General features: G+C 71.1%; 20 protein-coding genes. 12 read left to right on the forward strand and 8 right to left on the reverse strand.

Annotated elements, in window-relative coordinates; all coding sequences use genetic code 11:
* Positions 1 to 81: 81 nt before the first annotated feature.
* On the forward strand, positions 82 to 1,320 hold the full coding sequence (gene coaBC, locus ACFYNU_RS15950) for a bifunctional phosphopantothenoylcysteine decarboxylase/phosphopantothenate--cysteine ligase CoaBC (protein WP_356597203.1): 1,239 nt from the start codon (positions 82 to 84) through the stop codon (positions 1,318 to 1,320).
* Between the two features lie 258 nt (positions 1,321 to 1,578).
* The gene (gene metK / locus ACFYNU_RS15955; protein ID WP_356597201.1) at positions 1,579 to 2,787 is read left to right on the forward strand and encodes a methionine adenosyltransferase; all 1,209 of its coding nucleotides are present in this window, start codon (positions 1,579 to 1,581) and stop codon (positions 2,785 to 2,787) included.
* Positions 2,788 to 2,850: 63 nt separating this feature from the next.
* Here the strand turns inward: metK and ACFYNU_RS15960 are convergent, their stop codons facing one another.
* The 4 genes from ACFYNU_RS15960 to ACFYNU_RS15975 are packed head-to-tail and all read right to left on the reverse strand — an operon-like array spanning position 2,851 to position 7,995.
* A complete protein-coding gene (locus ACFYNU_RS15960; RefSeq protein WP_388766412.1) occupies positions 2,851 to 3,942 on the reverse strand; it encodes a hypothetical protein in 1,092 nt (363 codons plus the stop codon).
* Entirely contained in the window at positions 3,939 to 5,951 is a 2,013-nt protein-coding gene (locus tag ACFYNU_RS15965; RefSeq protein ID WP_356595058.1) for a hypothetical protein, read from the reverse strand. Before ACFYNU_RS15965 ends, ACFYNU_RS15960 begins: the two co-directional genes overlap by 4 nt.
* Positions 5,948 to 6,694 carry a toll/interleukin-1 receptor domain-containing protein gene (locus tag ACFYNU_RS15970; protein WP_356595056.1) on the reverse strand — a complete coding sequence of 249 codons (747 nt, stop codon included), beginning with the start codon at positions 6,692 to 6,694 and terminating at the stop codon, positions 5,948 to 5,950. The genes ACFYNU_RS15965 and ACFYNU_RS15970 overlap by 4 nt, the downstream gene beginning before the upstream one ends.
* Positions 6,695 to 6,717: 23 nt before the next feature.
* Positions 6,718 to 7,995: a helix-turn-helix transcriptional regulator gene (locus tag ACFYNU_RS15975; protein ID WP_356595054.1), complete on the reverse strand. Its 1,278-nt coding sequence runs from the start codon at positions 7,993 to 7,995 to the stop codon at positions 6,718 to 6,720.
* Between the two features lie 207 nt (positions 7,996 to 8,202).
* Between ACFYNU_RS15975 and ACFYNU_RS15980 the strand changes: the two genes are divergently transcribed.
* Complete coding sequence (locus tag ACFYNU_RS15980) at positions 8,203 to 10,350, forward strand: primosomal protein N' (protein ID WP_356595052.1); 2,148 nt, start codon at positions 8,203 to 8,205, stop codon at positions 10,348 to 10,350.
* 119 nt (positions 10,351 to 10,469) lie between these two features.
* On the opposite strand, the gene ACFYNU_RS15985 is transcribed toward ACFYNU_RS15980, so the two are convergent.
* Positions 10,470 to 10,985, reverse strand: coding sequence for a hypothetical protein (locus ACFYNU_RS15985; RefSeq protein ID WP_356595050.1), 516 nt, complete (start codon positions 10,983 to 10,985; stop codon positions 10,470 to 10,472).
* Between the two features lie 280 nt (positions 10,986 to 11,265).
* Between ACFYNU_RS15985 and fmt the strand changes: the two genes are divergently transcribed.
* The 6 genes from fmt (at position 11,266) to ACFYNU_RS16015 (ending at position 18,571) form a co-directional block, all read left to right on the forward strand.
* The gene (gene fmt / locus ACFYNU_RS15990) at positions 11,266 to 12,222 is read left to right on the forward strand and encodes a methionyl-tRNA formyltransferase (protein ID WP_356595048.1); all 957 of its coding nucleotides are present in this window, start codon (positions 11,266 to 11,268) and stop codon (positions 12,220 to 12,222) included.
* A 57-nt stretch (positions 12,223 to 12,279) separates the two neighbouring features.
* Complete coding sequence (locus ACFYNU_RS15995; protein ID WP_356595046.1) at positions 12,280 to 13,713, forward strand: transcription antitermination factor NusB; 1,434 nt, start codon at positions 12,280 to 12,282, stop codon at positions 13,711 to 13,713.
* A 231-nt stretch (positions 13,714 to 13,944) separates the two neighbouring features.
* The gene (gene rpe, locus ACFYNU_RS16000; RefSeq protein WP_356595044.1) at positions 13,945 to 14,628 is read left to right on the forward strand and encodes a ribulose-phosphate 3-epimerase; all 684 of its coding nucleotides are present in this window, start codon (positions 13,945 to 13,947) and stop codon (positions 14,626 to 14,628) included.
* A 102-nt stretch (positions 14,629 to 14,730) separates the two neighbouring features.
* Entirely contained in the window at positions 14,731 to 15,780 is a 1,050-nt protein-coding gene (locus ACFYNU_RS16005; protein WP_356595042.1) for a sugar-binding domain-containing protein, read from the forward strand.
* Between the two features lie 202 nt (positions 15,781 to 15,982).
* Positions 15,983 to 17,425 (forward strand): GuaB1 family IMP dehydrogenase-related protein, encoded by a 1,443-nt coding sequence (locus tag ACFYNU_RS16010; RefSeq protein WP_356595041.1) that lies wholly within the window; start codon positions 15,983 to 15,985, stop codon positions 17,423 to 17,425.
* A 273-nt stretch (positions 17,426 to 17,698) separates the two neighbouring features.
* Complete coding sequence (locus ACFYNU_RS16015; protein ID WP_388766419.1) at positions 17,699 to 18,571, forward strand: RNA polymerase sigma factor SigF; 873 nt, start codon at positions 17,699 to 17,701, stop codon at positions 18,569 to 18,571.
* Positions 18,572 to 18,753: 182 nt separating this feature from the next.
* Here ACFYNU_RS16015 and ACFYNU_RS16020 read toward each other — a convergent pair whose 3' ends face one another.
* The gene (locus tag ACFYNU_RS16020; protein ID WP_356595037.1) at positions 18,754 to 19,149 is read right to left on the reverse strand and encodes an ATP-binding protein; all 396 of its coding nucleotides are present in this window, start codon (positions 19,147 to 19,149) and stop codon (positions 18,754 to 18,756) included.
* A gap of 233 nt (positions 19,150 to 19,382) precedes the next feature.
* Between ACFYNU_RS16020 and ACFYNU_RS16025 the strand changes: the two genes are divergently transcribed.
* Complete coding sequence (locus ACFYNU_RS16025) at positions 19,383 to 19,838, forward strand: Lrp/AsnC family transcriptional regulator (RefSeq protein WP_023543000.1); 456 nt, start codon at positions 19,383 to 19,385, stop codon at positions 19,836 to 19,838.
* A gap of 121 nt (positions 19,839 to 19,959) precedes the next feature.
* Here the strand turns inward: ACFYNU_RS16025 and ACFYNU_RS16030 are convergent, their stop codons facing one another.
* Positions 19,960 to 20,556: a Repetin gene (locus tag ACFYNU_RS16030; RefSeq protein ID WP_356595034.1), complete on the reverse strand. Its 597-nt coding sequence runs from the start codon at positions 20,554 to 20,556 to the stop codon at positions 19,960 to 19,962.
* 296 nt (positions 20,557 to 20,852) lie between these two features.
* On the opposite strand from ACFYNU_RS16030, the gene ACFYNU_RS16035 reads away from it, so the two are divergent.
* Positions 20,853 to 21,668, forward strand: coding sequence for a carbon-nitrogen hydrolase family protein (locus ACFYNU_RS16035; RefSeq protein WP_356595032.1), 816 nt, complete (start codon positions 20,853 to 20,855; stop codon positions 21,666 to 21,668).
* Between the two features lie 111 nt (positions 21,669 to 21,779).
* A complete protein-coding gene (locus ACFYNU_RS16040) occupies positions 21,780 to 23,501 on the forward strand; it encodes an NAD(P)/FAD-dependent oxidoreductase (RefSeq protein WP_356595030.1) in 1,722 nt (573 codons plus the stop codon).
* 19 nt (positions 23,502 to 23,520) lie between these two features.
* On the opposite strand, the gene ACFYNU_RS16045 is transcribed toward ACFYNU_RS16040, so the two are convergent.
* Positions 23,521 to 24,897, reverse strand: a complete 1,377-nt coding sequence (locus tag ACFYNU_RS16045; RefSeq protein WP_356595028.1) for a solute carrier family 23 protein — start codon at positions 24,895 to 24,897, stop codon at positions 23,521 to 23,523.
* Between the last annotated feature and the right edge of the window lie 118 nt (positions 24,898 to 25,015).

A 25,015-nucleotide genomic window follows, 5' to 3' on the forward strand; every position in this document is an offset into this window, starting at 1 on the left:
GCGACTGCCGGGCCTGTGGTGTGTCATAGGTGATGTCTCCCGGTGGGGGACGACGCAGCCATCCGAACGCGGGGAGACACGGTGGACCAGACGGAGCGGTCGGCGAAGACGCAGGACAGGCCGAAGGTCGTCCTGGGGGTGAGCGGCGGGATCGCCGCGTACAAGGCCTGCGAGCTGCTGCGCCGCCTCACCGAGTCGGGCCATGACGTACAGGTCGTACCGACCGCGGCGTCCCTGCACTTCGTCGGCGCCGCGACCTGGGCGGCGCTCTCCGGCCACCCCGTCTCCACCGAGGTCTGGTCGGACGTCCACGAGGTGCCGCACGTACGTATCGGCCAGTCCGCCGACCTCGTCGTCGTCGCCCCCGCCACCGCCGACATGCTGGCCAAGGCCGCCCACGGCCAGGCGGACGACCTGCTGACCAACACGCTCCTCACCGCGCGCTGCCCGGTGGTCTTCGCACCGGCCATGCACACCGAGATGTGGGAGCACCCCGCCACCCGGGCGAACGTCGCGACCCTCCGCGAGCGCGGAGCCGTCGTCATCGAGCCCGCCGTCGGCCGCCTGACCGGCGTCGACACAGGCAAGGGGCGGCTGCCCGACCCCGACGCGATCTTCGAGGTGTGCCGCCGGGTGCTGGCACGCGGTGTGAGCGAGCCCGACCTGGCCGGCCGGCATGTCGTGGTCTCGGCGGGCGGCACGCGCGAGCCGCTCGACCCCGTACGGTTCCTCGGAAACCGCTCCTCCGGCAAGCAGGGGTACGCCCTCGCCCGTACGGCGGCGGCCCGTGGCGCCCGTGTCACCCTCATCGAGGCCAACACCGGGCTGCCCGACCCGGCCGGAGTCGACATCGTGCGCGTCGGCACCGCCGTACAGCTGCGCGAAGCCGTCCTGAAAGCGGCTGCCGACGCCGACGCGGTGGTGATGGCCGCGGCCGTGGCCGATTTCCGCCCCGCCGACTACGCCACGGGCAAGATCAAGAAGAAGGACGGCCAGGAGCCGGCGCCCATCGTGCTGGTCCGCAACCCGGACATCCTCGCCGAGATCGGCACCGAGCGCGCCAGGCCCGGCCAGGTGATCGTCGGATTCGCCGCCGAGACGGACGACGTGCTGGCCAACGGCCGGGCGAAGCTGCGGCGCAAGGGCTGCGATCTGCTGGTCGTCAACGAGGTGGGGGAGCGCAAGACCTTCGGCGCCGAGGAGAACGAGGCGGTGATTCTCGCCGCGGACGGCGGCGAGACCCCGGTGCCGCACGGCCCCAAGGACGCCCTCGCCGACACGGTCTGGGATCTGGTCGTACCGGCATTCGGCTCCGCGTAGACGAACGGGACGTTAATTCTTCGTTCGCTCCTTCGGGCGGGGAAAAACGGCTCAAACCAGGTGTTCCAGGTCGGGATAGGGGACGATCGTCGTATCGCAGGACGGAGTGACACCCCTAACTCCACTCCCACAGTCCGAGACGTCTGGACCTTCCGAGCCGTCGGCCGGATAAACTGGCGGCGGAACGACGCGGGGCGCAGCTCCCCGGGCGTTCCGCCAAGGATCTAGCCAGCAGCCGCTGCAACCCCAGGGAGCGATGTGTCGCGCCGTCTGTTCACTTCGGAGTCCGTGACCGAAGGTCACCCCGACAAGATCGCTGACCAGATCAGCGACACCATTCTCGACGCGCTCCTGAGGGAGGACCCCACCTCACGCGTGGCGGTCGAGACCCTGATCACCACCGGCCTGGTGCATGTGGCCGGCGAGGTGACCACCAAGGCTTACGCGCCCATCGCGAAGCTCGTCCGCGACAAGGTGCTGGAAATCGGCTACGACTCCTCGAAGAAGGGCTTCGACGGCGCCTCCTGCGGCGTGTCGGTGTCCATCGGAGCGCAGTCCCCCGACATCGCCCAGGGCGTCGACACCGCCTACGAGAAGCGGGTCGGCGGTGTGGAGGACGAGCTGGACAAGCAGGGCGCCGGCGACCAGGGCCTGATGTTCGGCTACGCCTGCGACGAGACGCCCGAGCTGATGCCGCTCCCGATCCACCTCGCCCATCGGCTCTCGCGCCGGCTGTCCGAGGTCCGCAAGAACGGGACCATCCCGTACCTGCGCCCCGACGGCAAGACCCAGGTCACCATCGAGTACGACGGCGACAAGGCCGTCCGCCTCGACACGGTCGTCGTCTCCTCGCAGCACGCGTCGGACATCGACCTGGACTCGCTCCTGGCGCCCGACATCCGCGAGTTCGTCGTCGAGCACGTGATCAAGCAGCTCCTTGAGGACGGCATCAAGCTGGAGACCGAGGGCTACCGCCTGCTGGTCAACCCGACGGGCCGCTTCGAGATCGGCGGCCCCATGGGCGACGCCGGCCTCACCGGCCGCAAGATCATCATCGACACCTACGGCGGCATGGCCCGCCACGGCGGCGGCGCCTTCTCCGGCAAGGACCCCTCCAAGGTGGACCGCTCGGCTGCGTACGCGATGCGCTGGGTCGCGAAGAACGTGGTCGCGGCCGGCCTCGCCTCGCGCTGCGAGGTCCAGGTCGCGTACGCGATCGGCAAGGCCGAGCCGGTGGGCCTGTTCATCGAGACCTTCGGCACGGCGGCCGTCGACGTCGAGAAGATCGAGCAGGCCATCGCCTCGGTCTTCGACCTCCGCCCGGCCGCGATCATCCGCGACCTGGACCTGCTCCGCCCGATCTACGCCCAGACGGCGGCGTACGGCCACTTCGGCCGCGAGGAGGCGGACTTCACCTGGGAGCGCACGGACCGCGTGGACGCCCTGCGCGCGGCGGCCGGTCTGTAAGGCGCACACCGCACAGTGAGGGGGCGGGCCCCGGACACCACTGGTGTCCGGGGCCCGCTTCCGTCAGTCGGCGGGGCCGTCGCCGTCGTCCCGTGGCTCTGTCGGCCCCGGCGCGGGGCCGCTCTCCTCTGGAGGATCAGGCTTCGCGAAGTAGTGCCGGATCTCGGAGGCGGGATCGCCCTCGCGTTGGGCCAGCACCATGTCGACGTGCGCGGCCAGCAGCGGGACCTCCTTGTCGTCGGGTGACATCCCGGCAGCCTTGAGAAGCTGTTCGAAGGCGTGACCGAATCCCCGGTCCTGTTCGGTCGGCTGGGCCGGAATCCAGCTTCCCGGCGCTCCGTATGACTCGGGATCGTGTACTGCCGGTGGCACGAGGTGGCGCAGACGGTCGGAGATGTCCTCGTCGTTGGCCGCCGATGTGAGTTGTGCCAGCAGGCCGATGTCCTTCACGGTCGTGTCGACGCTGTCCTCGTTGCGATGCAGCCACCAGACGACCGCACTTCCGGTGTCCTTGAGCACGTCGTCCCCCAGGTAGGCCCGCCGGCTCTGCTCGTACTTGCGTTCGTGCTCCCAGACGTCCTCGTCCTTGCGCACGGCCGCGAGTGTGTCGAGACGTTCCTGGTCCCGCTCGGACAGTTCCAGCGTGACATCCAGGGCCATTGCCTCGACCCTGCCGGTGCTGTCGTCGCGCATCGTGGCCAGCGCTCCGTTGAGTTCGTGCTGTACGTATGAACTGCGGGCCGGGTGGCGGGCCTCCGAGACGCGACTGGCGCGTTCGAGGATGGAGTCGACGGCCAGTCCGCCGAGATTGACCAGAGGGGCCCCCGTGGGAGCGCTGAGCGGGCACCAGCGGACCGTGGCTGTGAGGAGAAAGTCGTAGTCCTCCATGGTGCTGGGAAGGGCGACACCGGTGATACGCAGTTCGCGCCGCTCGGCCGGCGGGATCGGCAGGTCGGGCTCCTGGAGGTACTGCGCCGGGAAGGGATCCCTGTGCCGGTTCGCCAGTCGCAGAGCCGCAGCCGGAACAACGGCCAGTACGAGGACCGACGTGGCCCACGCCCACGTGGGCCAGTGCGTCGCGTAGCCGACGATGGCGACGACCAGGGCGAAGATGACAGTGATGAGGACCGTGACGGTCTTCTGGCCTGATCTCATCTCGTCTCCCGCGCTGTCGGGGGCTGGTGATGTGTTGCCGCGGGCATCTTTCGGAGCACGCGGCCGGCGAGGTCCGCCGCTTCGGCGTGCGGCACGGACGCGGGCGCCGTCCAGGCCAGAGCCGCGTTGTACAGCGACGCGAGCCGGTCACCACGCCGGTCGCAGGCGGCGATCAACGTGTCTATGAGCACATCGAAGCTGGCGGGCTCGGCGCAGGCCGTGCTGAACCAGCCGTGCACGGACGTGGTCCACTCCTCGGCGGGAGCGATGCTGAACACGGCGGCCCATCCGGTGGTGAGGTCGTTCCGCACTCCTGATTCGGAGATCAGCGGGTGGCCGCGCGTGCCTGCGTCGGTCAGTGGTCCGGGTGCGCTGTGCTCAAGGAAGAAGCTGACATCTTCTCTCGCGTGCTTTCTGACCGCCCCTTCGTATGCGACCGGTCCCAAGTAGCTCCCCAGCCGGGACAGCAGGCGACGGCGGAGGCGGTGATCATCGGCCGTGAGGTGGAGCAGGGCCGGTCGGGCCATGATGCTGTGCTTCTCCCGGCGGGCAAGCTGGTGGAGGCGGACCAGGGCCGCGTTCGGATGACTGACCGCCATGTCGTCACGACAGACATCGACGAGGACTTTCCGTCGCCCGGGGGGCAGCCGGTCGTCGATGGACCAGTTATAGACCGAACTGCGGAACTCGCGTCCGAATTCACGGTCGTGCAGGCCCCGGATGAGAGCCGTGGCCGCCCCGTGAAGTTGAGTTCCGTTCTTGTCGGTGCGGGACCAGCGTTCGACCAGGATCAGCAGGTCCTGGGGGCGTCGGCAGGCCAGTGTCTGTTCGGCGAAGCGTGTGACCAGCGCCTCGCGGTCCGTATCGCCCAGTTCCGGTAGGGCCAGTGCGTCGCCCACCCAGTCCCGCAGGGTCTCTCGCAATTGCGGAAAATCGTTCCATACGCACGCCCGGACCGCGACGTCCAGACCCAACTCGGCGAAGTGGACCCGTCCCGAGGCGTCGATCTGCACGCGCAACGGCTGCAGCCGCTTGGACAGGAGCGGGTGTTGCAGGGCGGGGCGCTTCGACGCCGTCGGATCGGCGGCTTCGAGCAACAGAGCGGCGGCCCGGTGCACTGCGTCCGCACGCGCGCCCTGCAACATGGCAGCGGCGAGAAGGAGGGCCCGCGCGGACTGGTTCCGGACCTTGGCGAGGAGGTCCGCCGCGCCCGCCGGCTGCCCTTGCAGCGCATCGAGGGCCGTGTCGCACGCCCCCGGGAAGTCGTCCCCGTCGCGGTGTGCCTGACAGACGTACTGCGCGAAAGTGGCGACCTCGGCGAGAGGACGTCGCTGGACCAGGAACTTCTCCAGCGCGGTGGGGGCGGTGTCGGTGAGGGTCGGATCGATGCCCGCCACGCGCAGATGACGCTTGACGATATCCAGCTCCATGCCTGGCGGGCGTGTGATCACGAAGCGCAGACGCGTCAGCTCGGGGCTGAGGCGGCGTGCGACTCCACGAGGCAGAATCACTACCAGCTTGGCCCGGCGTAGTCGGACCGACTCACGAAACTCCGAGAGTTCGGGTTCGACCTTCTGCCAGACGTCGTCGCTCGACCGGGACAGGTCGAGCAGCAGCCGGTCCTCGTCACCGATCGACTCGGGGTCCAACTGCCTTGAGGAGCCTTCTTCCTCACGTAGCAGCACTTCGTGGAGCGACTTCCCGCCGTGTTCGATCCGCACGAGCAGCATTCTTGCGGCGGCGTTACGGCCGTCGCCGTGCTCGCCGTCCAAGAGAACCGTGTTCTGTTCCCGCAGCTTTTCGAACGCCTCGATGAAGCCCTCAGGGTTCTCGAAGTGGTCGCGCAGCCAGTTGAGTTCCTCCTCGGCGAGGGCCCTGGGTGTCCTGCCCTTGGGGTCCTTCGACAGCGGGCCCATGTCTTGCAGATAGTTGTGGATGTGCTGGTCGCCGGGCCCTGTGTTGACGGTGCCTTGGGAAGTTCCGATGTGGGTCGTCGGCGCCGCCCTCATCGATCGCCGTCCTGGCGGTGACGCCCGGTGCCGAACGTATTGCGGTTGCCGCCGTCGTGCTGGTCCCCGGCCACGTACGAGGCGCCGTCACCCGACAGGTGTGGGGCGTGATGATTCTGGTTGCCCGACCCGGTGTTGACGGGCCCGTGAGAGTTCTTGATGATCGTGCCGCCGATATCGCCGGTTACCTCGTGGGCCTGGACAGCCGGCCCGCCGTTCGCGTCACCCATCGAGTTGTGCGCGGTGCCGGGAGCGGGCGATCGCGTGCTCTTGTCTGCTTGCTCCACCCGTCCGAGTGCGGGGACCTGCTCCACCACGGCGTCTCCGATGTGCAGCAGGTCGTGCTTCACGTTCTGGCTGTCGTAACGGATCGAGTGGTAGCGAGCGAGTTTGCGGAGCGCTGTCGGCAGCGTGGCGGCGCTGAGGCGCTCGGTCCGGCGGCCCACGAGCACCGGAATGACGGGGATCGCGCAACGGAACGCCTCCAGGATCTCCCGGCGTACCCAGTCGCCTCGCTGGTGCAGGCGCGGAGAGTCGGCCCAGTGTTCACCGATCACCGCGATCAGCACGGAGCTGGTCCTGACGCCTGCCAACAGTTTGTCGTCGAACAAGGAGCCCGCTGGGATGGCTGAACTCGCACGGAAGACCCGCTCCTCGCCGAAGCGCGCGGAGAGCCCTTGTTCGAGGGCCACCGCCGTCTGCTCTCCGTCGCCTGTGCGGTAGTTGATGAACACCTCGGCCATGACGTGCAGTCCTTTCGTCGGATCTACAGGGGCTGTGCGGCAGGGGAGAGCGCGAAGGCGAGCAAGGGGGCGAGTTCTCTGACGGCCGCGTTGCGCGGGTGTCGACCGAGCGTGTGAGAGAGCCGGCGCAGGTCAAGGGCGATGGTTGCCGAGCCGACCGTGTGCGCGGCGCTCAGCAGGTCGTGGGTCAGATCGCAGGCGTGGTCGATCTCACCGGCCAGTGCGTGTGCCAGGGCCTGACGTGCGCCGTATCTCGCACGAGTGCGCAGTGCATGGGCCGGGATCCGGCCCATTTCCTGGTCGAAGACACGCGCCGCCTGGCGAGGGCGGCCCAGATCCAGCAGGCACCATCCGGTGATCATCGACACCGGATCGCTGAGGTTTGTCGTTCCCAGCACGGGCGCCGAGCCGTTCGCGACATCCTCGGCAAGCAGGTCGCGGGCGCGGTCCAGCCTTCTCCTACAGGCGTCGTGGTCGCCCGCGAGCGCGTGGCCCTGAGCCTCGCGCTGTGCGGCGAGGCCGAGCACGCGGCTCGGTAATCGGCGTGACCGCACGCCCTGAGCGAGGGCGATGGTCTCGGAAGCATCGCCTCGGTAGTAGGCGATGAGGCCCCGGCGTACCAAGGCGTACGAGGCGAGAGCGCTGTCACTGGTGGCTTGGGCGACCTCCACAGCATGCTCGGTCCAGCGCAGTGCGGCTTCCTCCTGGCCGGCCTCCTGTGCCATCCATCCGGCGAACTCGGCGTACCGCGCGCACAGGACGAGCAGACTGTTTCCGGTGCGGCTACCGCTTCGGGCGGCCAGCGCGCGGAGCGCTCTCGTCTGCTCCCCGAGCGCTGGCAGTACGGCTCCCGGCGGCACCGTCTGCCCCAGCCGTCGGAACTGGTCGAACAACGCGCGGGAGGCGTCGAGCAGCGTCCCGTCGGCGGCGGCCTCCATGGTGGGCCGATGATCCGGCAGGGCGGTCCCGAAGACGGAGGCCGCACCCGCGGTGAGCACCTGCCGCCGGGCGGGCGGGGCATCGCCGTACGAGGCGGTGGCGACCTGGTTGCCGGATGGACCGCACGCGGCGCCGTCGGCATGTGGCTTGTCCGTGACGAGGCCGCTGAGCCTGCCGCCCGCCTCCAGCGCCGCGTCGCAGAGGCGGGCCAGTTCCGGCGCCGGCGGTTTGTGGCCCCGCTCGACCTTGCTGATCTGCCCCTTGCTGTAGTGCACGCGTTTGGCGAGCTGTACGAGGGTCAATCCGGCGTCCAGCCGGGCCCGCCGCAATGCGCTCCCGAACGTGACTGACTGTTCCAGCACGTGCTCCCCCTGATACCGGTCGTGTCTGGGTCCTTGCCTGTCTGGCGCCGGGCGTCTGCCAGCGTTCCGTCGCCGTACCGGTCCGACAAGAAGGACGGCGGAGTTTCCTGTTTCCCTTTCGGAGGCAACCCGACAGCGCCGAACGTGTCGAGACGGCGATATCGGCCACGGGCAGCGGTGTCGGTGGGGTCTGGTAAGAATTTGGCTGTGAGCAGCGACGACGAGCATGCCGAGGAGTCCGCCGGGGGCGGTGGGCCGGAGCAGCTCGCGTTTATTCGGGAGACCGTGCGGGCCGCCAAGGTGCCGCGGGCCAAGCCGCGGACGTGGCGGGGGGCGCCGTTGGCGGGGGAGTTGCCCGTCGCGCGGGTGGTGGTGAACAAGGGGGTGCTGCATCTTGATCAGTTTTTCGACTACGCCGTGCCCGAGGAGCTGGACGAGGCCGCGCAGCCCGGGGTGCGGGTGCGGGTGCGGTTCGGGGCCGGTTCGGGGCAGGTGCGGGGTGGGCGGCGCGAGGGCGGGCGGCTGATCGACGGGTTCGTCGTCGAGCGGCGGGCCGAGTCCGACTACGCGGGGCCGCTCGCCGCGCTGGCCGGTGTGGTGTCGCCGGAGCCGGTGCTCGGCCCCGAGCTGCTGGGACTCGCGCGCGCCGTCGCCGACCGCTACGCGGGAAGCCTCGCCGACGTACTGCAACTGGCCGTGCCGCCCAGGAACGCGCGCGCGGAGGCCAAGCCGTCCCCCGAACCGCTGCCCGCGCCGGACAGGCCGGAGCCGGGCACCTGGCAGCGGTACGCGAAGGGGCCCGCCTTCCTGGACGCGCTCGCCGAGGGGGGCTCCCCGCGCGCCGTGTGGATCGCGCTGCCCGGACCGCACTGGGCGGACGAGCTGGCGCGGGCCGTCGCCGCGACGCTCGCCTCGGGGCGCGGCGCGCTCGTCGTCGTGCCGGACGGCCGGGTGGCGGGGCGGGTGGACGCCGCGCTCACCGCCCTGCTCGGCGACGGACACCACGCGCTGCTCACCGCCGAGGCGGGTCCGCAGAAGCGGTACGGCCAGTGGCTCGCCGTCCGGCGTGGCGCGGTGCGGGCCGTCGTGGGGACCCGGGCCGCCATGTTCGCCCCCGTACGGGATCTGGGGCTCGTCGCCATCTGGGACGACGGCGACTCCAGCCACAGCGAACAGCACGCGCCGCTGCCCCACGCCCGGGAGGTCCTGCTGCTGCGCGCCGCGCACGACAGGTGCGCCTTCCTGCTGGGCAGCACGGGCTGCACGGTGGAGGCGGCCCAACTGGTCGAGACGGGCTGGGCGTTGCCCATGACCGCCGACCGGGAGCGGCTGCGCGGCGCCGCGCCGCTGGTGCGGACCGTCGGCGACGCCGAACTGGCCCGGGACGAGGCCGCGCGCGCCGCCCGGCTGCCGAGTCTCGCCTGGCAGGCCGTCAGGGACGGGCTCAAGAGCGGCCCGGTCCTCGTACAGGTCCCACGGCGCGGCTATGTGCCCCGGCTCGGCTGCGAGCGCTGCCGGGCGCCCGCCCGGTGCCGCCACTGCGCGGGCCCCCTGGAGGCGCCCGAGCAGCGGGAGTTGCACTGCGCCTGGTGCGGGCGCGGCGAGCCGGACTGGCGCTGCGCGGAGTGCGGCGGTACGCGGCTGCGTGCCAGCGTCGTGGGGGCGCGGCGGACGGCCGAGGAGCTGGGCCGGGCGTTCCCCGCCGTCCCGGTGCGCACGTCGGGCCGGGACCATGTCCTCGACACCGTGCCCGGCCGCCCCGCGCTGGTGGTGAGCACGCCCGGCGCCGAACCGGTCGCCGACGGCGGCTACGCGGCGGCGCTGCTCCTCGACGGCTGGGCGATGCTGGGCCGGCCGGACCTGAGGGCGGGGGAGGAGGCGCTACGGCGCTGGCTGCACGCCGCGTCGCTGGTCCGGGGGCAGGACGACGGCGGGACGGTCGTGGTCGTCGCCGAGCCGACGCTGCGGCCCGTGCAGGCGCTCGTACGGTGGGATCCGGTGGGCCACGCCCAGCGCGAGCTGGCCGAGCGGGCGGAGCTGGGCTTTCCGCCGGTCTCCCGGATGGCGGCGGTGACCGGCGGGCCAGAGGCGGTGGCCGCGTTCCTGACCGCCGCCGAACTGCCGCCCGACGCCGAGGTGCTGGGGCCCGTCCCGCTGCCGGTCACGGATCCGGCGCGGCCCCGCAGGACGGGTGACCCGCCCCCGGGCGAGGTGTGGGAGCGCGCGCTGCTGCGGGTGCCGCAGGGCAGCGGCGCGGCGCTGGCGGCGGCCCTGAAGTCGGCGCAGGCCAGCCGGCTGGCCCGGGGCGGCGGTGACCCGGTGCGGATCCGGATCGACCCTCCCGACATCGGCTGATGTGCCCGGCGGGCCGGTCCGGACGGCGATGGACCCGGTGCCGGTGCCGGCACCGATGGCGGCCTGGTCCCGGGTGCCGGACCCGCCACCTGCGCGGGGCGGGTCCGGCGGTCGCGGGATCAGCCGTTGCGCGGGCCGGGGAACGCCCCCGGGCGTGCCTCCTCGCGGAGCGGCTGCGCCGCCACCGCCGGCTGCGGTGGCATCGACCGGGCCGCGGGCACGGCCGGGACGACGCCCTGCGCGGGGTCCTGCGGACGGTCCCCCTCGGTGACGGCCGCCTGCTGGGCGGCCCGCCGCGTACCGTAACGGCGGTGCACCGCCTGCTTGGTGACACCCAGCGCCGAGCCGACCGCGTCCCACGAGAAGCCCAGCGAGCGATCGAAGTCCACGGCCGCCGTCACCAGGCTCTCGACACTGTCCCGCAGTTCCTGGGCGAGACGGACGGTCGGGGCTGGCGCCCGGCCGTAGACGACGAAGCCCGTCGACGGGCCTGAGCGGCGCGGGCGGTAGACGTTGCCCAACTGGGCTGTGAGAGTGCGCAATGCGTCCACCTGCCGGCGGACGCGCTCGATGTCCCGCACCAACAGGTGCAGATTTGCCCGGGCTTGTGCGTCGTGGGTTGCGTGGTCGGCCATGAACAAGCCTCTCGAACCGGCGTTGAAACGGATCGGGCCGCACCGGGCGGCCCGTTTGTGGTCAATCTCTCTTGACAACGCGCCACCGGCCGTTGTGGTCACGCTGCGGGGGCGTATGCGCATATGCGCGGGGCGTACGGGCTCCCGTACGCCCCCTGCCCCGCCCGGTCCGCCGGCCGCTGCCCGGGCCCATAGACTGGTGCGCTGTCCGTCCCCGACCGCGCCGGTGCCCGACGCCCGACGGACCGCAAGCCGCACGAGAGAGCGAGGAAGTCCCGCAGTGAAGCTCGTCTTCGCAGGCACCCCCGAGGTCGCCGTACCCGCCCTGGACGCACTGATCGCCTCCGACCGGCACGAGGTCGCCGCCGTCGTCACCCGCCCCGACGCGCCCTCCGGCCGGGGCCGCAGGCTTGTCGCCAGTCCGGTCGCGGAGCGCGCCGAAGAGGCGGGCATCGAGATCCTCCGGCCGGCCAAACCCCGTGACGAGGCGTTCCTGGCCCGGCTGCGCGAGATCGCCCCCGACTGCTGCCCCGTCGTCGCCTACGGCGCGCTGCTGCCGCGCGTCGCCCTCGACGTCCCGGCCCACGGCTGGGTGAATCTGCACTTCTCGCTGCTGCCCGCCTGGCGCGGCGCCGCCCCCGTGCAGCACGCGGTGATGGCCGGTGACGAGACGACCGGCGCCGCCACCTTCCTCATCGAGGAAGGGCTCGACTCCGGTCCGGTGTACGGCGTGATCACCGAGAACGTACGGCCCACCGACACCAGCGGCGACCTGCTGACCCGGCTCGCCTTCGCCGGCGCCGGGCTGCTCGCCGCGACCATGGACGGCATCGAGGACGGCACGCTCAAGGCCGTACCGCAGCCCGCCGAAGGCGTCACCCTCGCGCCCAAGCTCACCGTCGAGGACGCGCGGGTCGACTGGACGGCGCCCGCGCTGCGCGTCGACCGCGTCGTACGCGGCTGCACCCCCGCGCCCGGTGCCTGGACCCTCTTCCGCGGCGAGCGCCTCAAGCTGATCCAGGTCGCGCCGGCGACCGACCGCACCGACCTGGCGCCGGGCGAGCCCGCCGTCGGCAAGAACTCCGTGCACGTCGGCACCGGCTCGTACGCCGTCGAACTGCTCTGGGTCCAGCCGCAGGGCAAGAAGCCGATGCGGGCCGCCGACTGGGCCCGCGGCGTGCGGATCGCGGCCGGTGAACGGCTCGGCGCGGCCGACGGCGCCGCGGACGTACGCTGAAAGCGTTCGACCTTCCACAAGCACCCCCCTCACGCGTAGAACCTTTGCGGAGCACCTTTGAACGAGCAGGCCCGTCGCCGTCCCGGCAAGACCTACCGCCGTCCCAAGAAGGATCCCGTGCGGATCCTCGCCTTCGAGGCACTGCGGGCCGTCGACGAACGCGCCGCCTACGCCAACCTCGTCCTCCCGCCCCTCCTCAAGAAGGCGCGCGAGGCCGGCGACTTCGACACCCGTGACGCGGCCCTCGCCACCGAGCTGGTCTACGGGACGCTGCGCCGCCAGGGCACGTACGACGCGATCATCTCCGCCTGCATCGACCGCCCGCTGCGCCAGGTCGACCCGCCCGTGCTGGACGTACTCGCCCTCGGCGCCCATCAGTTGCTCGGCACCCGCATCCCCACCCACGCCGCCGTGTCGGCGAGCGTGGAGCTGGCGCGTGTCGTCCTCGGCGACGGGCGCGCCAAATTCGTCAACGCCGTTCTGCGGAAGATCTCCAAGGACGACCTCGACACCTGGGTGGAGCGCGTCGCACCGCCGTACGACGAGGACGCCGAGGACCATCTCGCCGTCGTCCACTCGCACCCCCGCTGGGTCGTCTCCGCGCTCTGGGACGCGCTCGGCGGCGGCAGGGGCGGCATCGAGGACCTGCTCGAAGCGGACAACGAACGCCCCGAGGTGACGCTCGTCGCGCGCCCCGGCCGGATCTCCGCCGACGACCTCCTCGACGCACTCGGCGAGGAGTCGGGCCTGCCGGGACGCTGGTCCCCCTACGCGGTACGGCTCACCGAGGGCGGTGAGCCGGGTGCCATCGAGGCGGTACGCGAGGGGCGGGCCGGAGTCCAGGACGAGGGCAGCCAGCTCGTCGCCGTGGCACTCGCCGACGCGCCGCTGGACGGGACCGACGAACGGTGGCTCGACGCCTGCGCCGGCCCCGGCGGCAAGGCCGCGCTGCTCGCCGCGCTGGCCGCCGGACGCGGCGCGCACCTGCTCGCCGCCGAGAAGCAGCCGCACCGGGCGCGCCTCGTCGAGCGGGCGCTCGCGGGCAACCCCGGCCCGTACCAGGTCATCACCGCCGACGGCACCCGCCCGCCGTGGCGCCCCGGCGTCTTCGACCGCGTCCTCGTCGACGTCCCGTGCACCGGACTCGGCGCCCTGCGCCGGCGCCCGGAGGCCCGCTGGCGGCGGCGGCCCGAGGACCTGGAGGGCTTCGCGCCGCTCCAGCGGTCACTGCTGCGCGAGGCGCTGAGAGCCGTACGCGTGGGCGGAGTCGTCGGCTACGCGACGTGCTCCCCGCATCTCGCCGAGACACGCACCGTCGTGGACGACGTGCTCAAGGGCAGGGGCGGCCCCGCCGCCGAGGCCGAGTGGATCGACGCCCGGCCGCTGATGCCCGGTGTCCCCGCGCTCGGGGACGGACCCGACGTCCAGCTGTGGCCGCATGTGCACGGCACGGACGCGATGTATCTGGCGCTCCTGCGGCGTACGGCCTGAGGGTCCGAGCGGGGCCGGATCGGGGTCGCAGCGGCGGGGTCCGCGTGCCGTACGGTCCGCGCGCCGGGGCGCTCCCGTCCACGGGACCGTGCGCCCCGACCCCGCCCACAGAACGGTGAATCGCACACGCACCCGCTGAATCGCGAGGATTGCGCGGACTGTGCCCGTCTCCGGGCCCGATGACCGGCGAACGAGGCCGGGAAGTCGCCCGGAGCATGGCAGGCTTGGCACATGGCTCAGATCAACCCCAGCATCCTGTCCGCCGATTTCGCCCGTCTGGCCGAAGAGGCGAAAGCCGTCGACGGCGCCGACTGGCTCCATGTCGATGTGATGGACAACCACTTCGTGCCCAACCTGACCCTCGGTGTCCCGGTCGTCGAAGCGCTCGCCCGCGCGACGAACACCCCGCTGGACTGCCATCTGATGATCGAGTCGCCCGACCGCTGGGCGCCGGCGTTCGTCGAGGCGGGCGCCGGTTCGGTCACCTTCCACGCGGAGGCGGCGGCGGCCCCCGTCCGGCTGGCGCGCGAGATCCGCGCCAAGGGCGCGCGCGCCTCGATGGCGCTGAAGCCGGCGACGCCCGTCGAGCCCTACGAGGACCTTCTTCCCGAGCTGGACATGCTGCTGATCATGACCGTCGAACCGGGCTTCGGCGGACAGGCGTTCCTGGACATCATGCTGCCGAAGATCCGCCGTACCAGGGAGCTGATCTCCAAGCACGGACTGGAGCTGTGGCTCCAGGTCGACGGCGGAGTCTCCGCCGAGACGATCGAGCGGTGCGCCGAGGCGGGCGCCGACGTCTTCGTGGCGGGTTCGGCCGTGTACGGGACGGACGACCCGGCCGCCGCCGTACGGATGCTGCGCAACCAGGCCGACGAGGCGACGGCCTCGGCCGGCTGGGCCTGTGCCCACTGATCCACAACACCACGCGGCCGACGGGCCACGGCTTCATGAACGCCGCCCAACCGGGCTGATCAAGGACCGCCGAATCTGACAGGATGAGAGCGCGTCCAGAGTGTGAACAGCAGTGAGGAGATCGCGGTGTCTGGTATGTCGGCGGGTCGGCCGGCCCTGCGCATGGGACCCGCGGAATTGGTGCAGGCGGCGGCCATGGCCCGGCGCTTCTACCTGGAGGGCAAGTCCAAGATCCAGATCGCCGAGGAGTTCGGCGTCAGCCGCTTCAAGGTGGCCCGGGTCCTGGAGACCGCGCTCGAACGCGACCTGGTGAGGATCGAGATCCGGGTCCCCGCCGAGCTGGACGCGATGCGTTCCGACGCCCTGCGCGCCCGCTACGGCCTGCGGAACGCCGTGGTCGTGGAGTCGCCCGCCGAGGCCGCCGACGAGTCGCCCGACCCCGAGAACCTCGGCGAGGTCGCGGCCGACCTCCTCGGCGAGCTGGTCGTCGAGGGCGACGTCCTCGGCCTGGCCTGGGGCCGCTCCACCATCCACATGGCCGCGGCCCTCGACCGGCTGCCGCCCTGCACCGTCGTCCAGCTGACCGGTGTGTACGACGCGGGCACCGCCGAGCGCGGCTCCGTCGAGGCCGTACGGCGCGCCGCCCAGGTCTCCGGCGGCGAGGCGCATCCGATCTACGCTCCGATGCTGCTGCCCGACCCGGCGACGGCCGCCGCGCTCCGCGCCCAGCCCGGGATCGCCCGCGCCTTCGAGTACTTCGACAAGGTCACCGTCGCCGCCGTCTCCATCGGCTCCTGGGAGGCCGGCATCTCCACGGTCCACGACATGCTCTCCGACGAGGAGCGCTCGCACTACGCGTCCCTCGGCGTGGAGGCCGAGATGTCCGCGCACCTCTTCGACGCGGAGGGCCGGCGGGTCGGCCGTGACCTGGGCGAGCGGTGCATCACCGTCGAGGCGGACCGGCTGCGCCGTATCCCCGAGGTCGTCGCCATCGCGGGCGGTCAGCGCAAGGGCGCGGCCATCGGAGCCGTCCTGCGCTCCGGACTCGTCACCAGCCTGGTCACCGACACCGCGGCGGCCGACTTCCTGCTGCACGACTTCGAGCCCGGCCCGCGCCCGGCCCTGGACCGCGCGGACCCGGACGCCGAGTGAGTCCGGAGGGCTCCGGCGCCCTCGGGCGAAGCTACGAAGGCTCCCGGCCCCGGTCGGCCGATGGTACGGAAAGCACTCCGCCGGTTCGCCAGAAACGCGTGCCATCGGCGATGATGACGTAGGAGCCGCAGCCGGGACCGTCACCGGTCGGAGCTGACTCCCCACCCGCCCTTTCCGTAGAACCGCAGGTGAGAGAGTCGGTATGCGTTTCCTCAACGATCTGAAGCCGCCGTACGACCTGACGTACGACGATGTGTTCATGGTGCCGAGCCGGTCGGCCGTCGGCTCCCGGCAGGGCGTCGACCTCGCCGCACCCGACGGCACCGGCACCACCATCCCCCTTGTCGTCGCCAACATGACGGCGATCGCGGGCCGCCGCATGGCGGAGACCGTCGCCCGGCGCGGTGGCCTGGTCGTCATCCCCCAGGACATCCCGATCGAGGTCGTCACCGAGGTCGTCGGCTGGGTCAAGACACGCCATCTCGTGCTCGACACCCCGATCATCCTGGCCCCGACGCAGACCGTCGGCGACGCCCTGTCCCTGCTGCCCAAGCGGGCGCACGGTGCCGGGATCGTGGTCGACGAGGATCTGCGACCTCTGGGGGTCGTCACCGACCACGACCTGACCGGGGTCGACCGCTTCACCCAGCTGTCCGAGGTCATGTCGAAGGACCTGCTGCTCATCGACGCCGACATCGACCCGAGCGAGGCGTTCGACCGGCTCGACGGGGCCAACCGCAAGCTGGCACCGGCCGTCGACGCCGGCGGCAAGCTGGTCGGCATCCTGACCCGCAAGGCCGCGCTGCGCGCGACGCTCTACACCCCCGCCACCGACGCGGACGGCCGGCTGCGTATCGCCGCGGCCGTCGGCATCAACGGCGACGTCGCGGGCAAGGCCAAGCAACTCCTCGACGCGGGCGTCGACACGCTCGTCGTCGACACCGCGCACGGCCACCAGGAGTCGATGCTCACGGCGATCAGGGCCGTCCGGGCGCTCGACCCGAAGGTGCCGATCGTGGCGGGCAACATCGTGGCCGCCGAGGGCGTACGCGATCTCATCGAGGCCGGCGCCGACATCATCAAGGTCGGTGTGGGCCCCGGCGCCATGTGCACCACCCGCATGATGACCGGTGTGGGCCGGCCGCAGTTCTCCGCCGTGCTGGAGTGCGCGGCCGAGGCGAAGAAGTACGGCAAGCACGTCTGGGCGGACGGCGGTGTCCGTCACCCGCGCGATGTCGCCATGGCGCTGGCCGCCGGCGCGTCGAACGTGATGATCGGTTCCTGGTTCGCCGGTACGTACGAATCGCCCGGCGACCTCCAGCAGGCCGCCGACGGACGGCTCTACAAGGAGTCCTTCGGCATGGCGTCGGCACGCGCCGTACGCAACCGTACGAGCGAGGAGTCGGCGTACGACCGCGCCCGCAAGGCGCTCTTCGAGGAGGGCATCTCCACCTCGCGGATGTTCCTCGATCCGTCGCGGCCGGGTGTCGAGGACCTGATCGACTCGATCATCGCCGGGGTCCGCTCCGCGTGCACCTACGCCGGAGCGAACTCGCTGGAGGAGTTCGCGGAGAAGTCGATCGTCGGCGTCCAGAGCGCGGCCGGTTACGCGGAGGGCAAGCCCCTCCATGTGAGCTGGGGTTAGGCCCTGTCCGGCGGACAGGATCCGGTCCTCCTTCGGATCTTCCCGCTCGATCCGCACGTTTTTTCGGCGCCTTCGAAGTGTCCGACGGCAGTTCCGGTTGGGCCGCCCATACGCCTGTGACCAGGCGCTTTCCCTCGTCCGCAGTACGCCGTCCCGGTCGACGCGGCCATGTCGACCGGGACTTGGCACAACCCGTTCGCGAATCGGGGGACATGACTGGGTTCGGTCTGGGTACACGGGCAGTGCACTGTCCACGGAGCAGGGGAGGACACAGTGTCCACGGCGAGCACAGTCCCGACCGACAGCACTCGGTACGGAACTCACCAGGCCGACTTGGCGGAGCTTGGCCTTCCGTATGTGGAGTGCCCGGGGGACGTGGCACCCAAGGACGCACGGGAGATCTCACGGATCTTCTTCGTCCGGCTGGCGGAACTGGAAGAGGGCACGCACGAGCACAGTTACGTCCGCAACACCCTGATCGAGCTCAACCTGGCCCTGGTGCGGTACGCGGCGACCCGCTTCCGGAACCGCTCCGACCAGATGGAGGACATCGTCCAGGTCGGCACCATCGGCCTGATCAAGGCGATCGACCGCTTCGAGCTGAGCCGCGAGGTCGAGTTCGCGACGTTCGCCGTCCCCTACATCGTCGGTGAGATCAAGCGTTTCTTCCGTGACACCAGCTGGGCGGTGCACGTACCGCGCCGGCTCCAGGAGCTGCGGATCGACCTGGCCAAGGCGACGGACGAACTGTCGCAGCAGCTGGACCGCGCGCCGACGACGTCCGAACTCGCCGAGTATCTGAACCTGGACGAGAACGAGATCATCGAGGGCGTCGTCGCGAGCAACGGCTACACCGCCGGCTCGATCGACATGCCGTCGGACGACACCGCCGAGTCCTCGTCCCCGCTCTCCGACCGACTCGGCGCGCCCGACGCGCAGTTGGAGGCGGCCGAGAACGTGCAGGCGCTCAAGCCGCTGATCGACGAACTGGACGACCGCGAGAAGTGGATCCTCCAGATGCGCTTCGGCGCGGAGATGACGCAGTCGGAGATCGGACAGGAGCTGGGCGTCTCCCAGATGCATGTGTCGCGACTGCTGTCCCGGATCACCGGGCGGCTGCGGGAGGGCCTGCTCGCCGTGGAGTGACCGGCCCGGCGCGTATGTCCTTACGCGCACGCGTCCTACACCGCATATGTCCTTACACGTACGTGTGGAGGGGACGACCCGGAACATCGGGTCGTCCCCTCCACTTCGGTACTCCACACCGTCGGCGGACGGACCCGTCGGACGGCGGACAGGCAAGTCGGACGGCGAACAGGTCCGTCGGGTCAGATATGGGTCGGAGTCACCGGACGGTCCCAGACCGCCTGTACCCGCTTGCCCTCGGGCAGCGGCCGGATCTCCACCCGGTTCGCCAGCTTCCGCACCATGTGCCAGCCGAAACCGCCACCGCCGCCGAAGTCGGGGTCGCGCGGAACGGGCATCTGAGGGTTCGGATCGTCGAGCTCCACGATCAACGACTCCTGCGCGGCCGTCAGATGGAGCCGCCACCAGTCCGGGGCGTGCCGAATCGCGTTCGAGACGAGTTCGGAGACGACGAGGAGCACCGCGTCCAGGTCGGCCCAAGGGCAGTGCCGCGCCAGGAAGTCGGCCGCCGCCTCCCGGGCGGACGCGGTGTCCCGGTGCGGCGATTCCACGGTTACGTTCTGCGGGTTCTCACTCATCTCAATCGCTCGCTTACCCCGATTTCGGGCATCCATGAAGCCCCACCCCGGAGCTGCCCGAACCCGGACAGAGACACGCTACCCGGCAGCTGCCACCAATGGGGGTACGCCGTCCCCTTCGCGGGGTGCGGGACGGCGTCCGCCCCGTGGTCTACTTCGGATACGGGGCGCGCGCCGCCCCTCCGCCGCCCACGGCACCGCCACCACCACCGCAGAGAAGTGATCCGCCCGCAGTGCGACTGAACAAGCTCGACGAACGCATCGTGCACGCCCTTGCCGAGGACGCCCGCCGCTCCTTCGCGGACATCGGCTCCGAGGTCGGCCTCTCGGCCCCCGCCGTGAAGCGGCGCGTGGACCGGCTGCGCGCCGAGGGCGCCATCACCGGCTTCACCGTACGGGTGGACCCGGCGGCGCTCGGCTGGGAGACCGAGGGGTTCGTCGAGATCTACTGCCGCCACAAGACCTCGCCCGAGGACATCCGGCGTGGTCTGTCGCGCTACCCCGAAGTGGTGTCCGCGTCGACCGTCACGGGCGACGCCGACGCCCTGGTCCAGGTCTTCGCCTCCGACATGCGCCACTTCGAGCGGGTGCTCGAACTGATCGCGGGGGAGCCGTACGTGGAGCGTACGAAGTCGGTCCTGGTGCTCTCACCGCTGCTCAGGCGCTTCTCGTCCGGCGCGCCCGGCTGAGCCGCGGGTGCCGGGGCTCCCGTCCCCTGTGCGGGAGCCCCGGCTGTCCTGGCGCGCCGCTCGGACGCCCGCGAGTTCACGAACGCTCGCGAAGTTCACGGACGCTCGCGAGGGCCGCGATTCAGAGCTTCGGCTCCCAGGGCAGCACCCTGAAGTCGCCGGTGCCCGCCTTGACCTTCTCGAACGGCGCGGAACTCACGCACTTCGGCAGCGGCCCCTGGTCGGCGGGGCTCCCGGTGGACGCCCAGCTGTAGCCGAGCCGGTCCTTCCGGCCGAGGTCGTGCACCGTCACGCCGACCCGCTCGCCCTCGGCTCCCGGCAGGTCCGACTCGGTGATGACGCCGCTGACGACGGCCACCTTCCCGCCGGTGAGCAGGCAGTCGACCTTGACGTCCGCCGAGGCGCCCTCACCGTTCAGGTAGTGGCGGAAGCTGAAGGTGCCGGTGGCCTTGGACGGGTCGTCGGTGTCCTCGGCGGCCAGATGGGCATCGAAGGTGAAGGTGATGTCGTCACCGAGGGAGCGGTACAGCTTGGCGGTCCCGGTGAGGGCCGCCGCCTCCCGCGGTCCGCTCCGCTCGCCCGTCCCGGCGCCGGGGGAGGCGACCGCCGAGCCGCCGGTGGTGGCCACGGCGCCGGTGACCAGCAGCGCCGCGGCCACCACCACGGCGCGGGCGCGGCCGGTGCGGCGGCGGGTCCTTGACGGTGCGGCAAGTCTCATGGGAATCCCCTTCTCGGGAGTACCGGTTCCCCGGTACCGGCGTCGGCGCCCGGTGCTTACCGGGCCTGATCACCTTCCCGCGCGAGACCGACCGTGGGCGTCCCACCACGGTGCCATTCACTCCGTCGCACGGCGGAGAACCGGCTACGACCACGGGCGCAACGAATCGCCGTTTCCGGGCCCGAACACGCAACGATTGCTCTGCCCACACGCAACAGAGGCGCCTTGTCGCGGCGGAAGTCGGAGCCGTACCGTCAATGTGTCCCCCCGAACACCACGACGTCCCGAGGTCTGCCATGCCGTCGTCGCGCATCGCCCTGCTCCAGAGCTCCGGCCGGCCCGGTGACACCGTGAAGAATCTTGAGGCCGTCGCCGGCGCGGCCCGTGACGCGGCGGCCGGCGGGGCCGGTCTGCTGGTCTGTCCCGAGCTGTTCCTGACCGGCTACGCGATCGGCGCGGACGTGTCCCGGCTGGCGGAGAGCGCCGACGGTCCGGCGGCCGAGGCCGTGGCCCGTATCGCGGTCGAGCACGGCATCGCGGTCCTCTACGGCTACCCGGAGCGGGCCGCCGACGGCACGACCCTCCACAACTCCGCGCGGCTCATCGGCCCGGACGGCTCGCCCCTCGCCAACTACCGCAAGACCCATCTCTTCGGCGGCTTCGAGCAGGAGTGGTTCACGCCGGGCGAGACCCCGGTCGTCCAGGCCGAACTCGACGGTCTGCGGGTCGGGATCCTGATCTGCTACGACGTCGAGTTCCCGGAGAACGTACGCGCCCACGCCCTCGCCGGCACCGATCTGCTGCTGGTGCCGACCGCCCAGATGCACCCGTTCCAGTTCGTCGCCGAATCGCTCGTGCCGGTACGCGCCTTCGAGAGCCAGCTGTACGTGGCGTACGTGAACCGGACCGGGCACGAGGGCGAGGGCCCGGCCGCCCTCGAATTCGTCGGGCTGAGCTGTCTGGCCGGACCCGACGGCGCCACCCGCGCGCGGGCGGGACGCGGCGAGGAGTTGCTGTTCGGCGACGTCGACCCGGATCTGCTCCGCGCCTCCCGCGCCGCCAATCCGTATCTGCGCGACCGCCGCCCCGGACTGTACGGCTCGCCCCACTGATCACACCCGCCGTCCCGCGCGCCCGAGAAACCCCTCCGCGCCTTCGCCGTGGTCCGCCGCGGCTGTCCGCGTCCCCGCCGCACACGCCTGCCCGCAAGGAGTCCGTACCCCATGACGTCCACGGTGCCCACCTCCGTCCAGCACCCCGAGGCCCAGCCGCCGCCCGGCCTGCCGCCGATCACGATGTTCGGCCCGGACTTCCCGTACGCGTACGACGACCACCTCGCCCACCCCGCCGGCCTCGGCCAGATCCCGGCGACCGAGCACGGCGCCGAGGTCGCGGTCATCGGCGGCGGTCTCTCCGGCATCGTCACCGCGTACGAGCTGATGAAGATGGGCCTGCGGCCGGTCGTCTACGAGGCGGACCGGATCGGCGGCCGGCTGCGCACCGTCGGCTTCGACGGCTGCGACCCGTCCCTGACCGCCGAGATGGGCGCGATGCGCTTCCCGCCGTCGTCCACCGCGCTCCAGCACTACATCGACCTGGTCGGCCTGGTCACCGAGCCGTTCCCCAACCCCCTTGCCCCCGGCACCCCTTCGACCGTCGTGGACCTCAAGGGCGAGTCGCACTACGCCCGGACGATCGACGATCTGCCGCAGGTCTACCGCGATGTCATGGCCGCCTGGAACACCTGTCTGGAGGAGGGCGCCGACTTCTCCGACATGAACCACGCCATGCGCGAGCGCGACGTGCCGCGGATCCGGGAGATCTGGGCGAGGCTGGTGGAGAAGCTCGACAACCAGACCTTCTACGGCTTCCTCTGCGACTCCGACGCCTTCAAGTCCTTCCGGCAGCGCGAGATCTTCGGCCAGGTGGGCTTCGGTACGGGTGGCTGGGACACCGACTTCCCCAACTCCATCCTGGAGATCCTGCGCGTCGTCTACTCCGAGGCCGACGACCACCACCGCGGCATCGTCGGCGGCAGCCAGCAACTCCCGCTGCGCCTCTGGGAACGCGAGCCCGCCAAGATCATCCACTGGCCGCTCGGCACCTCGCTCTCCTCCCTGCACGGCGGCGAGCCGCGCGGCGCCGTGACCCGGCTGCACCGCACGGCGGGCAACCGGATCACCGTCACCGATGCCTCGGGGGACATCCGTACCTACCGCGCCGCCGTCTTCACCGCGCAGTCCTGGCTGCTGCTCTCGAAGATCGACTGCGACGACTCGCTCTTCCCGATCGACCACTGGACGGCGATGGAGCGCACCCACTACATGGAGTCGTCCAAGCTGTTCGTGCCGGTGGACCGGCCGTTCTGGCTGGACGAGGCCGTCGACGACCAGGGCAACCCGACGGGCCGCGACACGATGTCGATGACGCTCACCGACCGGATGACGCGCGGCACCTACCTCCTGGACAACGGACCCGACAGGCCGGCCGTCATCTGTCTCTCGTACACCTGGTGCGACGACAGTCTGAAGTGGCTGCCGCTGTCGGCGAACGAGCGGATGGAGGTCATGCTGAAATCGCTCGGCGAGATCTATCCGAAGGTGGACATCCGCAAGCACGTCATCGGCAGCCCGGTGACGGTGTCATGGGAGAACGAGCCGTACTTCATGGGCGCGTTCAAGGCGAACCTGCCGGGGCACTACCGCTACCAGCGCCGCCTGTTCACCCACTTCATGCAGGACCGGCTGCCCGCGGACAAGCGTGGGATCTTTCTGGCGGGCGACGACATCTCATGGACGGCGGGGTGGGCGGAGGGCGCCGTACAGACCGCGCTCAACGCCGTGTGGGGTGTGCTGACCCACTTCGGGGGCGCCACGGACCCGACGAATCCGGGGCCGGGCGACATGTACGACGAGATCGCGCCGGTGGAGCTGCCCGAGGACTGACCGCTGAGCCGCAGCCCGCTCAGTCCTTGCTGTCGTACGTCGACGTGCCAGAGTCCAGCAGCGGTCCGTCGCCCTTCAGATGCGGCGGGGCGAACGCGCGCAGTACGTGGTAGCCGACGATGACCACGAGGGTGCCGAGCGCGATGCCACCGAGTTCGAAGCTGTCGGTGAACTTCAGGCTGACCCCGCCGACCCCGATGATGATGCCCGCGGCGGCCGGCACCAGATTCAGCGGATTGCGCAGATCCACCCCGGCGTTGATCCAGATCTGCGCGCCGAGCAGGCCGATCATGCCGTAGAGGATGACGGTGATCCCGCCCAGCACACCACCGGGGATCGCGGCCACGACGGCGCCGAACTTCGGGCAGAGTCCGAAGAGCAGGGCGAATCCGGCGGCGGCCCAGTACGCCGCCGTGGAGTAGACGCGGGTCGCGGCCATCACACCGATGTTCTCGGAGTACGTGGTGTTGGGCGGCCCGCCGACCGCGGTGGAGAGCATCGAGGCGGCGCCGTCGGCGGCGATCGCCGTGCCCAGCTTGCCGTCGAGCGAGGTGCCGGTCATCTCGCCGACGGCCTTCACATGCCCGGCGTTCTCGGCGATCAGCGCGATGACGACCGGCAGCGCGACCAGGATCGCCGACCACTCGAAGCTCGGCCCGTGGAAGTCCGGCAGACCTATCCAGTCGGCCTTTCCGACCAGGGACAGGTCCAGGCGCCAGTGGTCGACCGCCTCCGCGCCGCCCGCCGGTGAGTGGATCCTGCCGAAGACCCGGTCGAAGAGCCAGGAGACGCCGTAGCCGAAGAGCAGCCCGAGGAAGATCGCGATACGGGACCAGAAGCCGCGCAGACAGACCACGGCCAGCGCGGTGACCACCATCACCAGCAGCGCGGTCCACTGGTCCTGCGGCCAGTACGTCTTGGCGGAGACCGGCGCCAGATTGAAGCCGATGAGCATCACGACCGCGCCCGTCACGACCGGCGGCATCGCGGCGTGGATGATCCGGGCGCCGAACCGCCGTACCGCCAGCCCCGAGAGGAACAGCGCGACGGCGACGACGAGGACCGCGCCGGTCACGGTGGCGCTGTCGCCGCCCGACGCCCGGATGGTGGCGGCGACCCCGACGAAGGAGAGCGAGCAGCCGAGATAGCTCGGCACCTGGCCACGCGTGGCCAGCAGGAAGATCACGGTCGCGACACCGGACATCATGATCGCGAGGTTGGGGTCGAGCCCCATCAGGACGGGTGCGACGAACGACGCGCCGAACATCGCCACGACGTGCTGCGCGCCGAGTCCGGCCGTACGGGGCCAGGAGAGCCGTTCATCGGGGCGTACGACGGCGCCGGGCGCGGGCGTGCGCCCGTCACCGTGCAGGGTCCAGCGCACACCGAGGTTCATGAGGATGGCTCCACTTCCGAGATACGGGGCCGAAAAGATACCGGTCGAAAAGATCAGGTCATGGTATGGCCCCCGGCCGGGCGGTCTCGGTCCCGCCTCCTCTGGAGGTTCTGCTACC

It is taken from the genome of Streptomyces sp. NPDC006643 (assembly GCF_042870175.1).
GTDB lineage: Bacteria > Actinomycetota > Actinomycetes > Streptomycetales > Streptomycetaceae > Streptomyces.

What these genes read in the sequence shown, in the direction of transcription:
- ACFYNU_RS15960 (WP_388766412.1), bottom strand. Translation starts at nt 3,942, where the DNA reads ATGAGATCAGGCCAGAAGACCGTCACGGTCCTCATCACTGTCATCTTC.
- ACFYNU_RS15965 (WP_356595058.1), bottom strand. Translation starts at nt 5,951, where the DNA reads ATGAGGGCGGCGCCGACGACCCACATCGGAACTTCCCAAGGCACCGTC.
- ACFYNU_RS15970 (WP_356595056.1), bottom strand. Translation starts at nt 6,694, where the DNA reads ATGGCCGAGGTGTTCATCAACTACCGCACAGGCGACGGAGAGCAGACG.
- ACFYNU_RS15985 (WP_356595050.1), bottom strand. Translation starts at nt 10,985, where the DNA reads ATGGCCGACCACGCAACCCACGACGCACAAGCCCGGGCAAATCTGCAC.
- rpe (WP_356595044.1), top strand. Translation starts at nt 13,945, where the DNA reads ATGGCTCAGATCAACCCCAGCATCCTGTCCGCCGATTTCGCCCGTCTG.
- ACFYNU_RS16010 (WP_356595041.1), top strand. Translation starts at nt 15,983, where the DNA reads ATGCGTTTCCTCAACGATCTGAAGCCGCCGTACGACCTGACGTACGAC.
- ACFYNU_RS16020 (WP_356595037.1), bottom strand. Translation starts at nt 19,149, where the DNA reads ATGAGTGAGAACCCGCAGAACGTAACCGTGGAATCGCCGCACCGGGAC.
- ACFYNU_RS16030 (WP_356595034.1), bottom strand. Translation starts at nt 20,556, where the DNA reads ATGAGACTTGCCGCACCGTCAAGGACCCGCCGCCGCACCGGCCGCGCC.
- ACFYNU_RS16035 (WP_356595032.1), top strand. Translation starts at nt 20,853, where the DNA reads ATGCCGTCGTCGCGCATCGCCCTGCTCCAGAGCTCCGGCCGGCCCGGT.
- ACFYNU_RS16040 (WP_356595030.1), top strand. Translation starts at nt 21,780, where the DNA reads ATGACGTCCACGGTGCCCACCTCCGTCCAGCACCCCGAGGCCCAGCCG.
- ACFYNU_RS16045 (WP_356595028.1), bottom strand. Translation starts at nt 24,897, where the DNA reads ATGAACCTCGGTGTGCGCTGGACCCTGCACGGTGACGGGCGCACGCCC.